We start from the raw sequence: 19,967 nt of genomic DNA on the forward strand, positions 1-19,967 counted from the left end.
CAAACGATAGCGCAACCAGCCCCGAGTACAGGCGAGTATTTCAACATCTTCACGTTCCAGGCCAACTTCTTCGTTCAGCTCGCGGTACAAGGCGTCTTCCGGCGTCTCTTCGGGGTTGATTCCCCCCTGCGGAAACTGCCAGGCATCTTGATTGATACGGCGAGCCCATAGCACCTGGCCGGCGTCATTCGTCAGAATGATCCCGACATTGGGACGGAAACCATCGGGGTCGATCACGGCAACAACCTCGCAAACGCATGTCGCCGCATTGTTCCACAAAGCTTGATAAGGCGGCAACGAAGGTTCCTACCTTATGTGCACTCTTGTGAAAAGACCGTATTCTTGTCGCCTTTTTACTGACTTATCAGCGGGTAACTGCAATGCGCCTGGCACTCTTCGATTTGGACAACACCCTTCTGGGCGGCGACAGCGATCACGCTTGGGGCGACTATCTGTGCGAACGCGGCTTCCTCGACCCGATCGCATACAAGGCGCGCAACGACGAGTTCTATCAGGATTACCTGGCCGGAAAGCTGGATAACGCTGCTTACCTGAACTTCTGCCTGGAGATCCTCGGCCGCACCGAAATGGCTGTGCTCAATCAATGGCACAGCGACTACATGCGCGATTGCATCGAGCCCATCGTGCTGCCCAAGGCGCTGGAACTGCTGAAAAAGCACCGCGATGCCGGCGACAAACTGGTGATCATCACCGCGACCAACCGCTTCGTTACCGCGCCGATTGCCGTGCGTCTGGGCGTTGAAACCCTGATCGCCACCGAGTGCGAGATGATCGACGGTCGTTACACCGGACGCAGCACCGACATTCCGTGCTTCCGCGAAGGCAAGGTGACGCGCCTGAATCGTTGGCTGGCAGAGACTGGTTATTCGCTGGATGACAGCTATTTCTACAGCGATTCGATGAATGATTTGCCGTTGCTGGAGCAGGTGGCGAACCCGGTGGCGGTGGACCCGGATCCGAATCTGCGTGCCGAGGCCGAGAAGCGTGGCTGGCCGGTGATTACTCTGCGCGACTGAAATCGCTATCGCGAGCAGGCTCGCTCCCACATTGGATCTGTGTCATTCACAAATCCCCTGTGGGAGCGAGCCTGCTCGCGAATAGGGCCGACTCGGTCTCAAGCCCTAGACAGGCTTGGCCCCCATCAACCCCGCAATGGCGAGAAACCCGACGCCGCTGACAATCGCCAGCGCCAGATTGAATGTCCGGTTGCCAACCCCTGTTGTCCACAGCCGATTCAGCCGAACAAGCAGCCAGACCGCACTGAACGTGGCCACGGCATAGATCACGCTGGAACCCAGAATCCACAACTGCCCTAACGGCCAGCCCACCAGGTGTACCAACCACCAGCCGGTGAACGGCATGCTGAACATGCCGAGCAACATCAAACACCAGACGAACAACCACGGACGCTGCATCGTGCTCGCCGGCCCTTCGCTGCGATTACGCCAGGACAGCGCGGCGAGCCCCAGCCCGCTCACCAGGATCAACACGGTAGCCGCGACGTGAAGGACTTTCAGGGTGGTCAGGGTTTCCATGTGTTTCTCTTCCTTGGGTCATGCCCATCAGCGTAGCCGTTCAGCCAAGAAACAGCTGATAGGCCGGGTTCTCGCTTTCATCCCAGTATGGGTAGCCGATTTCCTCAAGCGCCGCCGGCACCAGATGACGTTCGTCATGGGGTACTTGCAGGCCTGCGACCACCCGGCCATCCGCCGCACCGTGGTTGCGGTAGTGGAACATCGAGATGTTCCAGCGCCCGCCGAGCTTGTTGAGGAAGTTGAACAGCGCACCCGGACGCTCCGGAAACTCGAAGCGGAACACCACTTCATCGATCACATGCGCCGCGTGGCCGCCGACCATGTGGCGAATATGCAGCTTGGCCAGTTCGTTGTCGGTCAGGTCGAGCACCGGGAAGCCTTGCTCGGTCAAACTCGCCAGCAATGCGCTGCGTGGGTCGTTTTCCGGGTGGGTCTGCACGCCAACGAAAATGTGCGCTTCGCTGCCGGTGTTGTAGCGGTAGTTGAATTCGGTGATCTGGCGTTTGCCGATGGCCTCGCAGAACGCCTTGAAGCTGCCGGCCTTCTCGGGGATGGTCACGGCGATGATCGCTTCGCGGCCCTCGCCCAGCTCGGCGCGTTCGGCAACGTGACGCAAACGGTCGAAATTGACGTTGGCCCCAGAATCGATGGCGACGAAGGTCTGACCGCTGACGCCGCGCAGTTCGACGTACTTTTTGATCCCGGCCACGCCCAGGGCGCCGGAAGGCTCGGTGATCGAGCGGGTATCGTCGTAAATGTCCTTGATTGCCGCGCAGATCTCGTCGGTGCTGACGGTGATCACTTCATCGACATAGTCTTTGCAGATGTCGAAGGTGTGCTGACCGATCTGTGCCACGGCGACGCCGTCGGCGAAGATGCCCACGGTCGGCAGCACCACGCGCTCACCAGCAGCCATCGCCGCTTGCAGGCAGTTGGAGTCGTCGGGCTCGACGCCGATGACTTTGATGTCCGGGCGCAGGTATTTCACATACGCCGCGATGCCGGCGATCAGACCGCCACCACCAACCGGAACGAAAATCGCGTCCAGCGGCTGCGGGTGCTGGCGCAGAATCTCCATTGCCACGGTGCCCTGCCCGGCAATGGTGTGCGGATCGTCGTAGGGGTGGATGTAGACGTAGCCTTTTTCGTCGACCAGTTTCAGCGAGTAGGCCAGCGCTTCCGGGAACGAATCGCCGTGCAGCACCACTTTGCCGCCGCGCGAACGCACGCCTTCGACCTTGATCTCCGGGGTGGTCTTGGGCATCACGATAGTCGCTTTGACGCCCAGCACTTTCGCCGCCAGGGCCAGACCCTGCGCATGGTTGCCCGCCGACGCGGTGACCACGCCACGGGCGCGCTCTTCTTCGGTCAGCTGGGTCAACTTGTTGTAGGCGCCGCGAATCTTGAACGAGAACACCGGCTGCAAGTCTTCGCGCTTGAGCCAGATGTCATTGCCCAGCCGCTCGGAGAGCTGGCGAGCGTTCTGCAGCGGGGTTTCTACGGCAACGTCATAAACGCGCGAGGTGAGGATCTTTTTGACGTACTGTTCGAGCATCGGAAAGCATCACTGAGCGGGTTGGGCAGGGCCATGGAGTCTAACCCGGCTTTTGCCCGTGCGACCACACTAAACAGTGTGGTCATAACCCGGACACTGGTGATGGAGAACCTTTGTGGTGAGGGGATTTATCCCCGACCGGCGGCGCAGCCGTCGCAAAACTGAGACCAAGTTATTTCTGAAAGAATGCCGGGGGAGCGCTTCGCACTCCATCGGGGATAAATCCCCTCACCACAGGAGGTTTTAACCAGGCATGGGGCTATAATGCCGGCCTTTCCGTTCTTACCTTGCCCGCTTCCGGAGCCCGCATGACCCAGGATCAACTCAAACAGGCAGTGGCTCAGGCCGCCGTCGACTTCATCCTTCCGAAACTCGACGACAAGAGTATCGTCGGGGTCGGTACCGGCTCCACCGCCAACTGCTTCATCGATGCACTGGCTAAGCACAAGGGTGCGTTCGATGGCGCAGTCGCCAGCTCCGAAGCCACCGCCGCACGCCTGAAGGGCCACGGGATTCCGGTGTATGAGCTGAATACCGTCAGCGACCTGGAGTTCTACGTCGACGGCGCCGATGAAAGCGACGCGCATCTGAACCTGATCAAGGGCGGCGGCGCGGCCCTGACCCGCGAGAAGATCGTCGCGGCCGTGGCCAAGACGTTCATCTGCATCGCCGATGCCAGCAAACTGGTGCCGGTGCTGGGCGAGTTCCCGCTGCCGGTCGAAGTGATCCCGATGGCTCGCAGCCACGTCGCTCGCGAACTGGTGAAACTGGGCGGTGACCCGGTGTACCGCGAAGGCGTGCTGACCGACAACGGCAACATCATCCTCGACGTGTTCAATATGCAGATCACCAACCCGGTGGAGCTGGAAGCGCAGATCAATGCGATTGTCGGTGTCGTCACCAATGGTCTGTTCGCGGCGCGCCCGGCGGATTTGCTGTTGTTGGGTACCAGTGAAGGTGTGAAGACGCTGAAGGCTGAGTAAGCCAGGCTGCCCACACTCTTGTGGGCAGATGCAAAACCTGTGGGAGTGAGCCTGCTCGCGATAGCAATCGGTCAGTTGATATCAATGTCGACTGGTACACCGCTATCGCGAGCAGGCTCACTCCTACATTTGTTTTGGAGTGTTGATTAGTTTGATACCGGTTTTTTGAACACGTAAAACAGATTCGGCTCACTCACCAGATACAACGTCCCGTCGTCATCCATCGCAATGCCTTCCGCCTGCGGCACCGTTTTCTGCAAACCCTGCCGGCCCTTGTTCAGGGACATGGTGCTCAACGGGCGCCCGTCCACATCCAGCTCCAGAATCAGCCGCGACTCGTCCGACAGCGCCAGCAAATGTCCGCTGCGCTCGTCGTATTGCAGGCTCGACAGGTCACGCACGAACATCCCGGCATCACGCTTGGGGTTGTTGATCACATGCACCGCGTAGGACTTTTCCGGGTTGAAGTGCGGAAAACCGTGCACTTCGTAGATCAGCATCGGATCGCGCTCTTTCGCAACAAACAGGCGCTTGCCCACCGAGTCATAAGCCAGCCCTTCGAAGCCTTTGTTGCTGCTCATGTGCACGCCGAGTGTCATCTGCTCGGCGTCGGCGGCATCGAGGTACGTGGTGTCTGTTTCCAGGTGGATCTTGATCAGCCGCTGCTGGCGCTCATCGGTGATCACGTAAGTATCGGCGCTGATGAATTCCACGGCTTCAGGGTCGCCAAAGCCGATCAGTGAGATGCGGCGCAGGATCTTGCCCTCCAGCGACAGCTCGACCAGTTCGGAATTCTTGTTGGTCACGGTGAACAGACTTTTGCGCACCGGATCGTAGGTCAGCGCCGACACATCGTCGTCCAGTCCATCAATGACGCGCGCTTCGATGTCCACACGATATTGATCCAGATCGATCGCTTCGCTGCTCAGCGGCTGCCAGAGCAAGTGCAGATTGAACCAGGCGCGCTCGAACAGGCGCATGTATTGGCCGATCGCAATCAACGCGATCAGGGCAATCACCGACAGGAGGATAACCAGAGGCTTGGGACGGGCAAGTCGACGCATTCGGGCGGGCTCGGAATCAAAACAGGCGGATGAAATATCACGCCCGTCTGAACTGAAGCTTAATGGCCACTTGCCTGCGACGACAACTGCACAATTCTGCAATTGCCGTAGGGAAAGTTACTTCTGTTTTTCGAAGCGATAGAACAGGTTCGGCTCACTGACTATATACAGCGTGCCAGACTCATCCATGGTCACGCCTTCAGCGCGGGGGATGGTCGATTTCAAGCCGTTGAAACCGCCAAGCAAAGTCATGAAGCTGACTTGCTCGCCCTTCTCGTCCAGCTCCAGCAGCAGGTGCGAATCGGCGGAGAGTACCAGCATATGGCCGGTGCGCGGATCAATCGCCAGAGCAGACAGATTGCGGATATCCAGTTCATCACTGGCCAGCTTCTGCTTGTCGCCCTTCAGGGTCTGGCTACCATCACTCTTCCAGGTGAACAGCGCCGGCGGTCGCTCCTCGCCCAGCCACAGTTGCTGATTGCGCGAGTCCCAGGTGATGGCTTCGAAAGCCTTGTTCTGGTCTTTCGACGGGCCGAGGTCGTATTTGGGGAAATTGGCGATGTTGAGCTCACGGGTGTCAGCATCGACTTTGACAATCGACAGCTTGTGCTGACGCTCGTCGACGATCGCCATCAGGCCGTTTTCCATGACGGTCAGGCCTTCCGGATTGCTCCAGCCCACCAATGGCATCTTGCGCAGCACGTCGCCTTGCAGAGTCAGCTCGGCGAGGAACGGGTTTTTGCCCATCACCGAGAACAGGGTTTTGGTTTGCGGGTTGTAAGCAAGGTCCGAAGCTTCGTCCTTCTCCATGCCTGCCAGCGGCTTGGCATCGATCACCGCCCGGTAGTCCGGCAGCCAGATGCTTTCCTTTTGTTCTGCCGTGCTTTCGAAGCGCTCCAGCACCCACAGCACACCCCGGTCATCCCAATGCATGGCGAACGCCAACCCATACGCCGCAGCAATCGCCAACAGCAGCCAGGCATACCAGCGCAGGGCAAAACGTGAGCGGCGAGGGGATTTGAGCTGAGTTTGAGATGACATCGAGGGACGCGTTCCGAAAATTCAGGCTATGGGTAATAGCACAAAGAGGCCGGCTAAGACGCCAGAATTGCGGAAATTATCCGGACGGGATGTGAAAAAAACGGCAAATGGCGCGATTGTCGTGTGCGTTGCGTGGCGCGACACAAAACAAATGGGGCTCTTGTGGCGAGGGGATTCATCCCCGATGGGCTGCAAAGCGGCCCCAACAAACTGGGGACTGCTGCGCAGTCCATCGGGGTAAATCCCCTCATCACAAAAGCTCATTTCATCAGGGGTATGCGTTGAATCAGCGCACGCTGCTGCTGAAGCTGCTGGCGCCAACCAGTTCCAGCACGAGGTCGTCGCCGACGTTCAGCGGGCCAACGCCCACTGGCGTACCGGTGAGAATCACGTCACCGGCCTGCAACGAGAAACAGCCGGCCATGTGCTGGATCATCGGCACGATCGGGTTGAGCATCGCGCTGCTGTTGCCGTCCTGGCGGACTTCGCCGTTGATGGTCAAGCGAATGCCGATGTCGGTCAGATCCGCGAAGGTGCTGCCGACCACGAAAGGCGCTAGCACTGCCGCGCCGTCGAACGACTTGGCGATTTCCCAAGGCAGGCCCTTGGATTTGAGCTCGGCCTGCTTGTCCCGCAAGGTCAGGTCCAGCGCCGGGGCGAAACCGGAGATCGCGTCCAGCACTTCTTCACGGCTCGGCTTGGTCGACAACGGCTTGCCGATCAACACGGCAATTTCCGCTTCGTAGTGCACCGAACCGCGCTCGGTCGGAATGCTGAAACCGCCTTCGAGCGGCACCACGCAACTGCCCGGCTTGATGAACAGCAGCGGCTCGGTAGGCACCGGGTTGTCCAGTTCCTTGGCGTGTTCGGCGTAATTACGGCCGATGCACACCACTTTCCCGATCGGGAAGTGAATGCGCGTGCCGTCGACGTACTGGTGCTGATAGCTCATTTACCGACTCCTGCCTTCATTGATTCTTCAAGAGTTACAGATCAAACCGCGAAGATCTTGCCCGGGTTCATGATGCCGTTCGGGTCGAACACCGCTTTGACCGCTTTCATGTATTCGATCTCAACCGGCGAACGGCTGTAGGTCAAGTAATCGCGCTTGGTCATGCCCACGCCGTGCTCGGCGGAAATCGAACCGTTGTACTTCTCGACGGTTTCGAACACCCACTTGTTGACGGTGGCGCACTTGGCGAAGAACTCGTCCTTGCTCAGGTTTTCCGGCTTGAGGATGTTCAGGTGCAGGTTGCCGTCGCCGATGTGGCCGAACCAGACGATTTCGAAGTCCGGGTAGTGTTCGCCGACGATCGCGTCGATTTCCTTCAAGAACGCTGGCACTTTCGAAACCGTGACCGAGATGTCGTTCTTGTACGGCGTCCAGTGCGAGATGGTTTCGGAGATGTACTCGCGCAACTTCCACAGGTTCTGCAACTGGGTTTCGCTCTGGCTCATCACGCCGTCCAGTACCCAGCCCTGCTCGACGCAGTGTTCGAAGGTTTCCAGCGCGCTGTTGGCCACTTCTTCAGTGGTCGCTTCAAATTCCAGCAGTGCGTAGAACGGGCAGTCGGTCTCGAACGGTGCCGGCACATCACCGCGGCCCAGCACTTTGGACAGGGCTTTATCGGAGAAGAATTCGAAAGCGGTCAGGTCGAGCTTGCCCTGGAAGGCATGCAACACCGGCATGATCGAGTCGAAATCGGCGGTGCCGAGGACCATCGCGGTGAGGTTTTTCGGCGCGCGATCCAGACGCATGGTCGCTTCGACGACGAAACCGAGGGTGCCTTCTGCGCCGATGAACAGTTGCCGCAGGTCGTAACCGGTGGCGTTCTTGATCAGGTCTTTGTTCAGCTCCAGCACGTCGCCCTTGCCGGTGACGACTTTCATGCCAGCGACCCAGTTGCGGGTCATGCCGTAGCGAATCACCTTGATCCCGCCGGCATTGGTGCCGATATTGCCGCCAATCTGGCTCGATCCGGCAGAAGCGAAATCCACCGGGTAGTACAGGCCCTTTTCTTCGGCGACGTTCTGCAAATGCTCGGTGACCACGCCCGGCTGACAAACGGCGGTGCGATCAGTGAGGTTCACGTCGAGAATCTGGTTCATGTAGTCGAACGACACAACCACTTCGCCATTGGCTGCCACCGCAGCGGCGGAAAGCCCGGTACGCCCGCCCGATGGGACCAGCGCGACTTTGTGGGTATTGGCCCAGCGTACAACGGCCTGTACTTGTTCGATGGTCTTGGGGAACACGATGGCGCTGGGCGCCGGGGCGAAGTGCTTGGTCCAATCCTTGCCATACGTGTTCAGGGAGTCGGCGTCGGTCAGGACCTTGCCAGGCTCGACCAGGGTCTTCAGTTCATCAATCAGGGCAGGATTGGTCATCGACAGAACTCTCGAACAATTCATGGTCATCCTGAGAACGCTTCACGTCGCAGGAATGAGTGTTTAGCGGGGTGGCTATGCTAGCATACCGACCCCGCAGAACAGTGCCCAAGGCCAGTTCTGCGGCGACGGCTTTCCTGCCGTTCGGGTCAGCTCCAAGCTGCTCCCCTCCCTGCCATTTTTCTCCGGGATACAGGTTTACGCAGATGAGCAAGACTTCTCTCGATAAGAGCAAGATCAAGTTCCTTCTTCTCGAAGGCGTCCACCAATCGGCTGTCGACGTCCTCAAGGCGGCGGGCTACACCAGCATCGAGTACCTCACAGGTTCTCTGCCGGAAGCCCAGCTCAAGGAAAAGATCGCTGACGCTCACTTCATCGGCATTCGTTCTCGCACCCAACTGACCGAAGAGATCTTCGATCACGCGAAGAAGCTTGTCGCTGTAGGCTGTTTCTGCATCGGCACCAACCAGGTTGACCTCAGTGCAGCCCGCGAGCGCGGCATTGCCGTGTTCAACGCGCCGTACTCCAACACTCGCTCCGTAGCCGAGCTGGTGCTGGCCGAAGCGATCCTGCTGCTGCGCGGCATTCCGGAGAAAAACGCTTCCTGCCACCGTGGCGGCTGGATCAAGTCCGCAGCCAACTCCTTCGAGATCCGCGGTAAAAAACTCGGCATCGTCGGCTACGGCTCGATCGGTACTCAGTTGTCGGTTCTGGCTGAAGGGCTGGGCATGCAGGTGTTCTTCTATGACACCGTGACCAAGCTGCCGCTGGGCAACGCCACTCAGGTCGGCAATCTGCACGAACTGTTGGGCATGTCCGACATCGTCACCCTGCACGTTCCGGAAACCGCTGCGACCCAGTGGATGATCGGCGAGAAGGAAATCCGCGCCATCAAGAAGGGCGGCATCCTGATCAACGCTGCACGCGGCACCGTGGTCGAGCTGGACGCCCTGGCGGACGCGATCAAGGACAAGCACCTGATCGGCGCGGCCATCGACGTGTTCCCGGTGGAGCCTCGCTCCAACGACGAAGAGTTCGAAAGCCCGCTGCGTGGCCTCGACAACGTGATCCTGACCCCGCACATCGGTGGTTCGACCGCTGAAGCGCAAGCCAACATCGGTCTGGAAGTAGCGGAAAAACTGGTCAAGTACAGCGACAACGGTACTTCCGTTTCGTCGGTGAACTTCCCGGAAGTGGCCCTGCCGGCTCACCCTGGCAAGCACCGCCTGCTGCACATCCACGAGAACATCCCGGGTGTGATGAGCGAGATCAACAAGGTCTTCGCCGAAAACGGCATCAACATCTCCGGTCAGTTCCTGCAGACCAACGAGAAGGTTGGTTACGTGGTGATCGACGTCGACGCCGAGTATTCGGATCTGGCGCAAGAGAAGCTGCAGCACATCAACGGCACCATCCGCAGCCGCGTGTTGTTCTGATCGAACGCTGAGCGACAAAAAAGGGAGCCCTCGGGCTCCCTTTTTCATGCTCGCCGCAAAGTTATTCGACGTTGACGGTGATCTTCTTCGACACGATGGGTGGATCGAACGGCATGTGGCCGCTGTCACCCAGTTCAAGTTGCAAGGTGTGTTTGCCCGGGGCCAGCTTGATGTCGGCCTGAGTCTGCGCCTTGCCGAAGTGCATATGGTTGGCATCGTTGGGAATCGGCGCACCGGCCGCCGGCAACTTGTCGACATCAATCAAAAGATGATGGTGACCGGAGTGTTTGGTGACATCGCCCGCCGGTGCCAGCGAGACGTCCTTGACGCCAAATTTGACGGTAAAGGTTTGCGATACAGTCGCCCCGTCTTCGGGAGAAACGATGAACACTTCGGCACCCTTTGGAGCCGGGGTGGCCGCACTGGCCAGCACCGAAACGCCCATCAGCACACCTGCCAACGCTGCACGTGACATAAAGCTTTTCATTTTCTTCTCCAGTTTTTCCGTAAAATCCGCGTGGTCATGACAACTTCATGACCATTCGTTGTCGAAGGCACTCGACAACCATAGCAAAGCGAGCCAGAAAATCTGGCCGCGATAATGATTTCAAAGGAGTGACCATGCGTTTTCTGCCTGGCCTGATCTGCCTGCTACCCCTTCTGAGCCCGCTGGCTCACGCCGAACTGATTGATGACGTCAACGACCGTGGCGAGTTGCGTATTGCTCTTGAGGCTAATACACCGCCCTTTAATTACAAGGACGGCGACACACTCACGGGGTTCGAGGTCGAGCTTGGGCAACTGCTGGCCAAGGAGCTGGATGTTCGCGCCGACTTCATCGTCACCGACGAGGGCGATCTACTCCAGGGCGTTGAAAGCGGCAAGTACGACGTCGCGCTCAACCACATAGCACTGACAGCCGAACTCAAGGATCGTTTCGACTTCAGCGAGCCTTACAGCCAGATCGATTCGCAGTTGCTGGCGAAGAAAGATGAGCAGCCGCGGCCGATGGTATTGGTGCAATCGTTGACTGAGGAGAAGCCAGCAGTGGGTGCGCCAGTGGATTTGGCGATTCCGTTTCAGAAGGGTAATCCGGCGTTTCGCGCCAGCCTTGAAGGTGCGTTGCAGCGGATCAAGGCGGATGGGCGGTTGGCGGCGTTGTCCGAGAAGTGGTTCACCGAACCCAAGTAGCAATGAAACCTGGGTTTTAATCGAGCTGGATCAAGGCCTGTGCGGCTTGCGGCAATTCAAGCTCGCTGAAGACTTGCACGCCGTGGCGCTTGAGCAGTGCAGCCGTCACGCCTTCGCCACTGACTTTGACCCCACTGAACGTCCCGTCATAGGTCAGCAGATTCCCGCAAGAAGGACTGTTGGCCTTGAGCACCGCGACGCGAATGCCGTGCCTTTGCACCAACGCCAGCGCCTGCCGCGCCCCATCGAGAAACTGCGCACTGACATCCTCGCCGTCGGTGGTGATCACCGCAGCCGTGCCATCCAGCACTTCAGCCCCCTGCCCGCCCGGAATCTCCGCCGCCGCACGCGGCGTCGGCAAACCACCGGCCACCTCCGGACACAACGGCACCACCCGACCGTCAGCAATCCACTGTTCCAGCACATCAAACGGCCCGCTGGCCCCGCCGTCGTAACGCACGCGGTGGCCCAACAGGCAGCGGCTGACCAGAATCTTTTCCATGTTCAGAAAGGCTCGTTGCCACGGCGACGGAACCAACCCGTCAGCGACAAGCGCTCGCGATTGGCCGGCAGCACTTCATGGGGGACTTCACCGGAAAGAAACACCACGAGGCAGCCGCCGGTAGGCTGCACGTCGTGAACGCGATCATCACCCAGGTACATGCGCAACTGACCGCCATCCTCCGGCAACCACGCTTCGTTGAGGTAAACCACCACCGAAACCATGCGCCGGTCGTCGTCACGGAAGCGGTCGACGTGTTTGCGGTAAAAAGCCCCCGGCGGATACAGCGCGAAATGGCATTCGAAATCTTCAAGACCGAGGAACAAACCCCGGTTGAGCGACTCGCGCAGACTGTCCATCAGGCTCAGGTATCGGTCGCTGGCCTCGGCCTGACCGGGATCGATCCACTGAATATGATCGCCGCGAATCCCCTCGCGAATCTCTGAAAACGGCCCACGGCCGACCGCCGCCGGCGCCAGTTCACCCTCGGCCTCACGTTTACGGCACTCGTCCGCCAGCTCGCGGGTCAAACCCGCGGGCAGGAAAATGTTCTGCTGCGACCAGCCGTGCTCGGCCAAGTCGTCGACGATACGTAACAGCAGCGGGTGTTCAGAGGATATTTGCATGGCGCGCATAGTATGTCGGCGGCAAAAAATCCGACAGAGCCACGCGGCGGCTTGATACGAATTCTCGACAAGTACAGGCACCGCACGGAGAATAGTGCGCTGCTGACAGGAGTCCCTATGCGCCGTTTGCTTTTTTCACTGTTGATGTTCTGCGTTTTGCCCGCCTGGGCGGACGGCTACGATCAGTTGTACAAGGTCGCCGGCTGGCCAGATCAACGTGCGCATTTCAATGACGCCTTGAGTGCCGCGCAGCAGCGCTATCAAAACAGCCTGCCACCCGCCGTCTTTCAAGCGCTGGTCAACAACAGCAATCAGCGCTTCGCCCCACAGGCCATGGATCAACGCGCCGAAGCCCAACTGCGGCAGAACCTCGCCGATCCCAAGCCGGCCCTGTCCTTTTTCCAGTCGCCGCTGGGCAAGAAAATCGTCGCCGCCGAATTGCTCGCGACCCGCCGCGATCAACTGGCAAAGAATGCCAAAGGCCTGCCGAAGATGCCGGCCAGTGACAGCCGCTTGCTGATCATCGGCCATCTGGCTCAAGCCCTGCCCGCCCGTGAAGCCGGCGCAGAAGTCAGTCTGGCGATTGCCGGCGTGGCGGCGGACAGTTTGAGTTCGATGATTCCGGGACTGCTCGGTGGTGGACAAGCGCAAGGCATGTTGAACGGTCAGCGCCAACGCCTGATGGATCAGATCGGCGCGGACATGAACAACACGCTGCTCTACGTGTATCGCGACTTGTCGGATGAAGAGCTGGAAGAGTTTGCGACGTTTGCCGAGTCGACCGAGGGCAAGGCTTACTATCAGGCCGCGTTGGCGGCAATTCGGGCCGGGTTGGCGGTGGGGCAGAATACTTCGAACCTCAACCAATGATCTGCGCTGTCTGACCGCCGTCTTCGCGAGCAGGCTCGCTCCCACATTTGGGAACGCGTGCCCCTGTGGGAGCGAGCCTGCTCGCGAAGAGGCCCTGACAGACGCTAGAGATTCCGGCCCCTGATCCGCTTGCTCAAGAACTCGAAATACTCCTCGCGCATATCCGCCGTCTCATTTGCCAGATGATGCCGCGCCTGGGGCAGCAGCAAGATCTGCGGCCGATCGAACTTCCACTTCAACACCTGCAGATTGTGCTGCCAGTCCACGGTCATGTCCGCCTGCCCCTGAATGATCAGCGGTCGCCGCGGGCTTTTCTTCGCGTATTCCACTCGGTTGATCCAACGTGACAAGGCGCCGACCCATGCGGTGGGCAGGCGCTTGGGCTGCAGCGGATCGGCCAGCAGAAACGGCAGGAAATCCGGATCATTGGAGTTCTCGCTGAAGCGCCGCGCAATGCCCCGCACGAACGGCCGCAGCAGGTAATAACTGAGTTGCGACCAGCCCCACGCTCGCGGCCGTACCAGCGGCGACAGCAGAATCAACTGACCCTGCGCCGGACTGTTCTCGCCATGATTGAGCACATGATCGACCACGATCGCCCCGCCGGTACTTTGCCCGCACAGGTGCCACGGCTGCGGCAGCGCAATCGAATGGGCCTCGGCGAACAAGGCTTGCAGAGCGTCCTGATATTCGGAGAAATCACGAATACTCGCCCGCTCGCCGCTGGACAGACCATGCCCCGGCAAATCACAGGCGATCACGGCAAAATCCTGATCCAGCGCCCACTCGATCACATGTCGATACAGCCCGGTGTGATCGTAGAAACCGTGCAACAGAAACAGCGTGCCCTTGACCTTCTCCGGCCACCAGCAATGGCTGACCAGTTCGTAACCGTCCACTGAAAACCGTCCCATGCCGCGCCAGACATCGCGCTCGGAAAAGTCGGTTTTGTAGAACTGCTGATAGGCCTTGGCCTCCTCCGACAACGGCTGCCACTCGGCCAAAGGCTTGAGGCTGGCGCGTAAATGATCGGGATCGAAAATGGCAGGCATGGGGCAATTCCAGAACGGTGAACAGACTTTATCGGCCTGCGATATTCATCTGTCGCGACAAGCATGGCAAGCTAGCCGGCCTCTGAGGACACAAATCCATGCGCTCGCCCTACCGCACCGCACTGTTTGCCAGCCTGCTCGCGCTCGTGTGTGCAGGGGTGCTGTGGGCGGCATACGACTGGTTTCAGGGCCGCTATTTGCGGGCGTTCAGTGAACACACCGCGGTGTTCTCCGGCGACCCGCTGCGCCTGCCCGATGATCTCGCCGGCCCCGGCAATATCCGTCTGGTGCATTTCTGGGACCCGGCATGCCCCTGCAATGTCGGCAATCAACAGCACCTGACCGAAATGGTCGAGCAGTTCAGCGCCAAAGGCGTGGAGTTTTTTGCCGTGCAAAAAATCGGTAGCCACGGCCAGTTGCCCACCACGTTAAGCGCGCTGAAAACCATCACGGTATTGCCCGGCTCCGAGCAGATCCCCGCCAGCCCGGCGGTGGCGATCTGGGATCGCAACGGCAAACTGGCGTACTTCGGCCCCTACAGCGAAGGCCTGACCTGCAACTCCAGCAACAGTTTTATCGAACCGATCCTGAATGCGCTGACGGATGATCGCCCGGTCAACGCCACACACACCTTGGCGGTCGGCTGCTATTGCCCATGGCCGGTGGAGCCGCAGTAAGGCATTCCGGACTTTTCGAGGACAGCGATGCACGGCACAGAAGGTCTGTGCTAATTGTTTGCAGCCCGACGGGGCGGCAATCCCGCCTGCACAAGGAGTCACCATGAAGCGCGTGTTCACCGTTCTCGCCCTGCTCATCGTCGTCCTACTCGCTGGCACGGGCTGGTACGTCTACAGCAAGCAACCGACGCGTCAGGGCCAGATTGAACTGCGCAACCTGCAAGGTTCGGTGACTGTGCACTATGACGAGCGCGGCGTGCCGCACATCCGCGCAGAGAACGAAACCGACCTCTATCGCGCCCTCGGCTATGTGCATGCCCAGGATCGCCTGTTCCAGATGGAAGCCATGCGCCGACTTGCACGCGGCGAACTGGCCGAGGTGCTCGGGCCGAAACTGCTCGACACCGACAAACTGTTCCGCAGCCTGCGCATCCGTGAACGCGCGGCCAGTTACGTCGCCAGCCTCGATAAACAATCCCCGGCGTGGAAGGGCCTGCAAGCCTATCTGGATGGCATCAACCAATATCAGGACACCCACGCCGCGCCCGTCGAGTTCGACGTGCTGGGCATCCCCAAGCGGCCGTTCACCGCCGAAGACAGCATCAGTGTCGCCGGCTACATGGCTTACAGTTTCGCTGCGGCGTTTCGTACCGAACCGCTACTGACCTATGTGCGCGATCAACTTGGCGCCGATTACCTCAACGTCTTCGACCTCGACTGGCAGCCCAAAGGCGTTTTGGCCAAGGGCCGCAACCCCGTTCCAGCGCTCGCGGCCGGCGATTGGAAGGACCTCAACGCCCTCGCCCGCCTCAGTGAGCAGGCGCTGATCGACAACGGCCTGCCGCAATTTGAAGGCAGCAATGCCTGGGTGATTGCCGGCAACCGCAGCCAGAGCGGCAAACCCTTGCTGGCCGGCGATCCGCACATTCGCTTCTCGGTGCCGTCGGTGTGGTACGAAGCGCAGTTGTCCGCGCCGGGCTTTGAACTCTACGGGCATCATCAGGCGCTGGTACCGTTCGCGTTCCTTGGGCATAACCTGGATTTCGGTTGGAGCCTGACGATGTTCCAGAACGACGACCTGGATCTGATCGCCGAGAAGGTCAACCCGGACAACCCGAATCAGGTCTGGTATCGCGGCCAGTGGACCGACATGGTCAGGACCGAGCAGCAGATCAATGTGAAGGGCCAGGCGCCGGTGACGATCACCCTGCGTCAATCGCCTCACGGCCCGATCGTCAACGACGCCCTCGGCACGGCTGCCGGCAAAACACCGATCGCCATGTGGTGGGCGTTCCTCGAAACACCGAACCCGATCCTCGAAGGCTTCTACCAGCTCAACCGCGCCGATACCCTGGCCAAGGCCCGCGCCGCTGCGGCCAAAGTGCAGGCGCCGGGGCTCAATCTTGTCTACGCCAACGCTAAGGGCGATATCGCCTGGTGGGCTTCGGCATTGCTGCCCAAGCGGCCGACCGGGGTGAAGCCGGGTTTCATTCTCGACGGCAGCACGAATCAGGCGGACAAGGACGGCTTCTACCCGTTCAGCGCCAACCCGCAGGAAGAGAACCCGGCGCGCGGCTATATCGTCTCGGCCAACTTTCAACCCGTTTCGCCCACCGGCATGGAAATTCCGGGTTACTACAACCTCGCCGACCGTGGCCAGCAGCTCAACCGCCAGCTCAGCGACAAGACGGTGAAGTGGAACAACGAAGCCAACCAGAAGCTGCAACTGGGCACCACCACCGGTTACGGCCCGCGTCTGCTGGCGCCGCTGTTGCCAGTGCTGCGTGAAGTGGTGAGCGATCCGGCGCAACTGAAGCTGGTCGAGCAACTGGCGCAGTGGCAAGGCGACTATCCGCTGGAGTCGGTCAGTGCGACGGTGTTCAACCAGTTCCTCTACGACCTCGCCGATGCGGCAATGCGCGACGAGTTGGGCAATGACTTTTTCGAGACGCTGCTGTCGACGCGGGTGATTGATTCGGCACTGCCACGACTGGCGGCAAACGCCGATTCAGCGTGGTGGGATAACCGCGCCACGCCAGCCAAAGAGACCCGTGCCGACACCGTGCGCGCGGCTTGGCAGGCGAGTATGAAGCACCTGAAACTGACCCTCGGAGAGGATGCCTCCACCTGGAAATGGGGCACGGCGCACACGCTGACCCATGGTCATCCGCTGGGGCAGCAGAAGCCGCTGGATCGCATTTTCAACGTCGGCCCGTTTGCTGCACCGGGCAGTCATGAAGTGCCGAACAACCTCTCGGCGAAGATTGGCCCGGCGCCATGGCCGGTGACCTATGGGCCTTCGACGCGGCGCCTGGTGGACTTCGCCGACCCGGCGCACAGCCTGACGATCAACCCGGTGGGCCAGAGTGGCGTACCGTTCAACAGTCACTATGACGATCAGGCAGAGGCGTATGTCGACGGGATTTATGTACAGGCGCATTTCAGTGAGGAAGAGGTGATGGCGAATACGCGCAGTACCTTGAAGCTTTTGCCGGCGCGGGCTGCGCAATAGATTTGTGCTGACTCGACTGGCCCTATCGCGAGCAGGCTCGCTCCCACATTTGGAATGCATTTCCCTGTGGGAGCGAGCCTGCTCGCGATGGGGCCCTTCAGATCAATAAACGCCTCAAACCATAACCGCAAAATTCAACCGAAACTGCTGCGGCGTCACGCCCAACCTTCGATTGAACACACCGCGCATATGCTGCGCATCGCGAAATCCGCACTGATACGCCACAGTCTTCAGCGGCGCCGTGGTGCTTTCGAGCATCACCCGCGCCGCATCCACTCGCGCTCGCTCAACGAACTCCGCCGGCGTGACCTTCGCCTCCCGCGCAAACACTCGCGAGAAGTTACGCGCACTCATGTTCGCCGCATTCGCCAGATCGGCAATGGTCAGATCCCCGGTGAGATTGGCCAGCACGTACAACTGCACCATTGCCACCGCCGACGTCGGCTCCGCGTGGGGCGTCAGGAACGGGCTGAACTGCGACTGCCCGCCCGAACGCTGGGTGAACACCACCAGCCGCTTGGCCACGCTCAGCGCGACCTCCGCGCCGTGATCGCGGGCCAGCAGGTAAAGCGACAGATCAATCCCCGCCGTCACCCCGGCCGAGGTGTAGAGCGCGCCGTCCTCGACATACAAGCGATCCGCCTCCACCTGCGTCGATGGGCACAACTGCGCCAGGGCGTCGGCATCGTTCCAGTGCGTAGTGACCGTGCGCCCCTCGAGCAATCCCGCCCGCGCCAACATGAACGCGCCGTTGCAGATCGACCCGAAACGCCGTGCCCGCGCACAGGCTTCACGCAGCCAGGCATCGAAGGTCTTGCCGAACTCCATGAACGGCAAGGTCGGCCCGCCAGCCACCAACAACAAGTCATAGGCCTCAAGCGCTGCGCTGAAATGTCGATGAGCATTCAGGGTCAGGCCGTTGGAGCATGCCATCGGCCCGTGTTCGACACCGATCACGTCGAGGCGATAGTGATCCTCTGGCTTAAGAAAACGGTTGGCCTCGGCAAACACATCCATGGGCCCGCTGACGTCCAGCGATTGCACACCCGGGAACACCACAATGGCGACGGTTTTGTTCATCTCTCTCGCAAACTCCTCTGAACCTGTGGCGAGGGGATTTATCCCCGATCGGCTGCGCAGCAGTCGTAAATCCTGTAATCGCGTTTTAACTGATAAGCCTAATCAGCAGGTTCTGGGGCTGCTGCTATCTCTCCCACTGGTGAGTTGGCACGATTTGCAGGTCGATTGGCAAGGATCGCAGCCATGGGTCGATTGTTCGTTTTGCAGCGCGGGAACAGACTTTCCTCATCGGCGCCACACCGGCGTTTTTCAAGAGGAAACTCTCATGAGCACCACCATTGCCGGCATCAAAATCCCTGACAGCGCCCTGGCCCGCGCCACCACCGAGTACATCCGCGACATCGAATCCGACCTGCTCTATCACCACTCGCGCCGGGTGTTTCTGTTCGGTGCATTGAGCGGTGAGCGTCAGCAACTGGCCTACGATCCGGAGCTGTTGTACGTCGGCGCGATGTTTCATGACCTTGGTCTGGTCGAAGGTCACCGCAGCGATGACGAACGTTTCGAGGTCGACGGCGCCAACGCCGCAGCGGCGTTTCTCAAGCCTTACGGGTTGAGCGATGACGACATCGAACAGGTCTGGCTGTCGATTGCCCTGCACACCACGCCGGGCGTGCCCAAGCATTTGCGCCCGACCGTGGCGCTGGTGACGGCAGGCGTGGAAATGGATGTGCTGGGCATGGACTACGCGGCGTTCAGCAGCGTGCAGCGTGAAGCGGTGGTGCATGCGCATCCACGGGGGGAAGGTTTCAAGGAGTGCATCATCTGCGCCTTTGCCGATGGGCTGCGCCATCGTCCGCAGACCACGTTCGGCAATGTGAAGACTGATGTGTTGAAGGATCAGGAGCCGGGGTTCAAGCCGATGAACTTTGTCGAGGTCATCCGTAAATCACCCTGGACTGCATAAAACGAAAGGTGGGAGCGAGCCTGCTCGCGAAAGCGGTGTATCAGTCAATATTTGAGTCGACTGATACTCCGTCTTCGCGAGCAGGCTCGCTCCCACATTTCGATTTGTGGTTGGCCTCAAGACCGAGGCCAACCCGGTAGTGCTTACGCTGCTTCCGGCGCAGGCGCGCGGCGCGCGTCCGGCTGTTTCCACGAATCGGCAGCGCTTTCTTCGATGGCTTGCTGGATGGCTTTCTTGCGGGCTTCTTCGGCGCGGCGGCTGAAGAACCAGACCAGGAACGTCACGATCGATACCGCCAGCAGAATCAGGCTGGCCACGGCGTTGATCTCAGGCTTCACGCCCAGGCGCACCGCCGAGAACACTTCCATCGGCAAGGTCGTCGAACCCGGGCCGGAGACGAAGCTCGCCAGTACCAGGTCGTCCAGCGACAGTGCGAACGACATCATGCCGCCCGCCGCCAGCGACGGCGCGATCATCGGGATGGTGATCAGGAAGAACACCTTCCACGGCCGCGCACCCAGGTCCAT

The 19,967-nt window shown here is 60.0% G+C and carries 21 protein-coding genes; 8 read left to right on the forward strand and 13 right to left on the reverse strand.

What is annotated here, in order from left to right:
• The coding region (locus ACIOVB_RS22625; RefSeq protein ID WP_397504557.1) for an RNA pyrophosphohydrolase at window positions 1-237 on the reverse strand (237 nt) is incomplete at its 3' end.
• 143 nt (window positions 238-380) lie between these two features.
• On the opposite strand from ACIOVB_RS22625, the gene ACIOVB_RS22630 reads away from it, so the two are divergent.
• Window positions 381-1,037 carry an HAD family hydrolase gene (locus tag ACIOVB_RS22630; RefSeq protein WP_401271569.1) on the forward strand — a complete coding sequence of 219 codons (657 nt, stop codon included), beginning with the start codon at window positions 381-383 and terminating at the stop codon, window positions 1,035-1,037.
• A 105-nt stretch (window positions 1,038-1,142) separates the two neighbouring features.
• Here ACIOVB_RS22630 and ACIOVB_RS22635 read toward each other — a convergent pair whose 3' ends face one another.
• Both ACIOVB_RS22635 and ilvA read right to left on the reverse strand, forming a co-directional pair.
• The gene (locus ACIOVB_RS22635; RefSeq protein ID WP_401271572.1) at window positions 1,143-1,556 is read right to left on the reverse strand and encodes a DUF2269 family protein; all 414 of its coding nucleotides are present in this window, start codon (window positions 1,554-1,556) and stop codon (window positions 1,143-1,145) included.
• A gap of 40 nt (window positions 1,557-1,596) precedes the next feature.
• The gene (ilvA, locus tag ACIOVB_RS22640) at window positions 1,597-3,111 is read right to left on the reverse strand and encodes a threonine ammonia-lyase, biosynthetic (protein WP_401271575.1); all 1,515 of its coding nucleotides are present in this window, start codon (window positions 3,109-3,111) and stop codon (window positions 1,597-1,599) included.
• 308 nt (window positions 3,112-3,419) lie between these two features.
• On the opposite strand from ilvA, the gene rpiA reads away from it, so the two are divergent.
• Complete coding sequence (gene rpiA / locus ACIOVB_RS22645; RefSeq protein WP_401271578.1) at window positions 3,420-4,094, forward strand: ribose-5-phosphate isomerase RpiA; 675 nt, start codon at window positions 3,420-3,422, stop codon at window positions 4,092-4,094.
• A gap of 146 nt (window positions 4,095-4,240) precedes the next feature.
• Here rpiA and ACIOVB_RS22650 read toward each other — a convergent pair whose 3' ends face one another.
• From ACIOVB_RS22650 to ACIOVB_RS22665, 4 genes are all read right to left on the reverse strand, one after another.
• On the reverse strand, window positions 4,241-5,158 hold the full coding sequence (locus ACIOVB_RS22650; RefSeq protein WP_401271581.1) for an SdiA-regulated domain-containing protein: 918 nt from the start codon (window positions 5,156-5,158) through the stop codon (window positions 4,241-4,243).
• Window positions 5,159-5,275: 117 nt separating this feature from the next.
• Window positions 5,276-6,199 (reverse strand): SdiA-regulated domain-containing protein, encoded by a 924-nt coding sequence (locus tag ACIOVB_RS22655; RefSeq protein ID WP_401271584.1) that lies wholly within the window; start codon window positions 6,197-6,199, stop codon window positions 5,276-5,278.
• A gap of 286 nt (window positions 6,200-6,485) precedes the next feature.
• Window positions 6,486-7,151, reverse strand: coding sequence for a fumarylacetoacetate hydrolase family protein (locus ACIOVB_RS22660; RefSeq protein ID WP_401271587.1), 666 nt, complete (start codon window positions 7,149-7,151; stop codon window positions 6,486-6,488).
• A 41-nt stretch (window positions 7,152-7,192) separates the two neighbouring features.
• The gene (locus ACIOVB_RS22665) at window positions 7,193-8,587 is read right to left on the reverse strand and encodes an FAD-binding oxidoreductase (protein WP_401271590.1); all 1,395 of its coding nucleotides are present in this window, start codon (window positions 8,585-8,587) and stop codon (window positions 7,193-7,195) included.
• A gap of 206 nt (window positions 8,588-8,793) precedes the next feature.
• On the opposite strand from ACIOVB_RS22665, the gene serA reads away from it, so the two are divergent.
• Window positions 8,794-10,023, forward strand: coding sequence for a phosphoglycerate dehydrogenase (gene serA, locus ACIOVB_RS22670; protein WP_064116317.1), 1,230 nt, complete (start codon window positions 8,794-8,796; stop codon window positions 10,021-10,023).
• Between the two features lie 61 nt (window positions 10,024-10,084).
• On the opposite strand, the gene ACIOVB_RS22675 is transcribed toward serA, so the two are convergent.
• Entirely contained in the window at window positions 10,085-10,510 is a 426-nt protein-coding gene (locus ACIOVB_RS22675) for a DUF4399 domain-containing protein (protein ID WP_187681036.1), read from the reverse strand.
• A 134-nt stretch (window positions 10,511-10,644) separates the two neighbouring features.
• On the opposite strand from ACIOVB_RS22675, the gene ACIOVB_RS22680 reads away from it, so the two are divergent.
• Window positions 10,645-11,214 (forward strand): transporter substrate-binding domain-containing protein, encoded by a 570-nt coding sequence (locus tag ACIOVB_RS22680; RefSeq protein ID WP_401271594.1) that lies wholly within the window; start codon window positions 10,645-10,647, stop codon window positions 11,212-11,214.
• Window positions 11,215-11,230: 16 nt separating this feature from the next.
• Here ACIOVB_RS22680 and ACIOVB_RS22685 read toward each other — a convergent pair whose 3' ends face one another.
• Both ACIOVB_RS22685 and ACIOVB_RS22690 read right to left on the reverse strand, forming a co-directional pair.
• The gene (locus tag ACIOVB_RS22685; protein ID WP_401271597.1) at window positions 11,231-11,716 is read right to left on the reverse strand and encodes a DUF523 domain-containing protein; all 486 of its coding nucleotides are present in this window, start codon (window positions 11,714-11,716) and stop codon (window positions 11,231-11,233) included.
• Window positions 11,717-11,718: 2 nt separating this feature from the next.
• Window positions 11,719-12,351, reverse strand: coding sequence for a 2OG-Fe(II) oxygenase (locus ACIOVB_RS22690; protein WP_187681039.1), 633 nt, complete (start codon window positions 12,349-12,351; stop codon window positions 11,719-11,721).
• Between the two features lie 108 nt (window positions 12,352-12,459).
• Here ACIOVB_RS22690 and ACIOVB_RS22695 point away from each other — a divergent pair, with 108 nt between their 5' ends.
• Window positions 12,460-13,212 carry a DUF2059 domain-containing protein gene (locus tag ACIOVB_RS22695; RefSeq protein ID WP_401271600.1) on the forward strand — a complete coding sequence of 251 codons (753 nt, stop codon included), beginning with the start codon at window positions 12,460-12,462 and terminating at the stop codon, window positions 13,210-13,212.
• 104 nt (window positions 13,213-13,316) lie between these two features.
• Here the strand turns inward: ACIOVB_RS22695 and ACIOVB_RS22700 are convergent, their stop codons facing one another.
• Window positions 13,317-14,264: an alpha/beta hydrolase gene (locus ACIOVB_RS22700; RefSeq protein WP_401271603.1), complete on the reverse strand. Its 948-nt coding sequence runs from the start codon at window positions 14,262-14,264 to the stop codon at window positions 13,317-13,319.
• Between the two features lie 98 nt (window positions 14,265-14,362).
• Between ACIOVB_RS22700 and ACIOVB_RS22705 the strand changes: the two genes are divergently transcribed.
• Entirely contained in the window at window positions 14,363-14,941 is a 579-nt protein-coding gene (locus ACIOVB_RS22705; RefSeq protein ID WP_401271604.1) for a DUF6436 domain-containing protein, read from the forward strand.
• Window positions 14,942-15,044: 103 nt separating this feature from the next.
• Entirely contained in the window at window positions 15,045-17,453 is a 2,409-nt protein-coding gene (locus ACIOVB_RS22710; RefSeq protein ID WP_401271606.1) for a penicillin acylase family protein, read from the forward strand.
• Window positions 17,454-17,567: 114 nt separating this feature from the next.
• On the opposite strand, the gene ACIOVB_RS22715 is transcribed toward ACIOVB_RS22710, so the two are convergent.
• Entirely contained in the window at window positions 17,568-18,533 is a 966-nt protein-coding gene (locus ACIOVB_RS22715) for a GlxA family transcriptional regulator (RefSeq protein WP_401271609.1), read from the reverse strand.
• A 265-nt stretch (window positions 18,534-18,798) separates the two neighbouring features.
• Between ACIOVB_RS22715 and ACIOVB_RS22720 the strand changes: the two genes are divergently transcribed.
• The gene (locus tag ACIOVB_RS22720; RefSeq protein ID WP_401271612.1) at window positions 18,799-19,440 is read left to right on the forward strand and encodes an HD domain-containing protein; all 642 of its coding nucleotides are present in this window, start codon (window positions 18,799-18,801) and stop codon (window positions 19,438-19,440) included.
• A gap of 143 nt (window positions 19,441-19,583) precedes the next feature.
• Here the strand turns inward: ACIOVB_RS22720 and ACIOVB_RS22725 are convergent.
• On the reverse strand, window positions 19,584-19,967 hold a 384-nt coding region (locus tag ACIOVB_RS22725; protein WP_401271615.1), incomplete at its 5' end, for an ABC transporter permease subunit.

The organism is Pseudomonas sp. NPDC087639, assembly GCF_044743385.1.
Lineage (GTDB): Bacteria > Pseudomonadota > Gammaproteobacteria > Pseudomonadales > Pseudomonadaceae > Aquipseudomonas.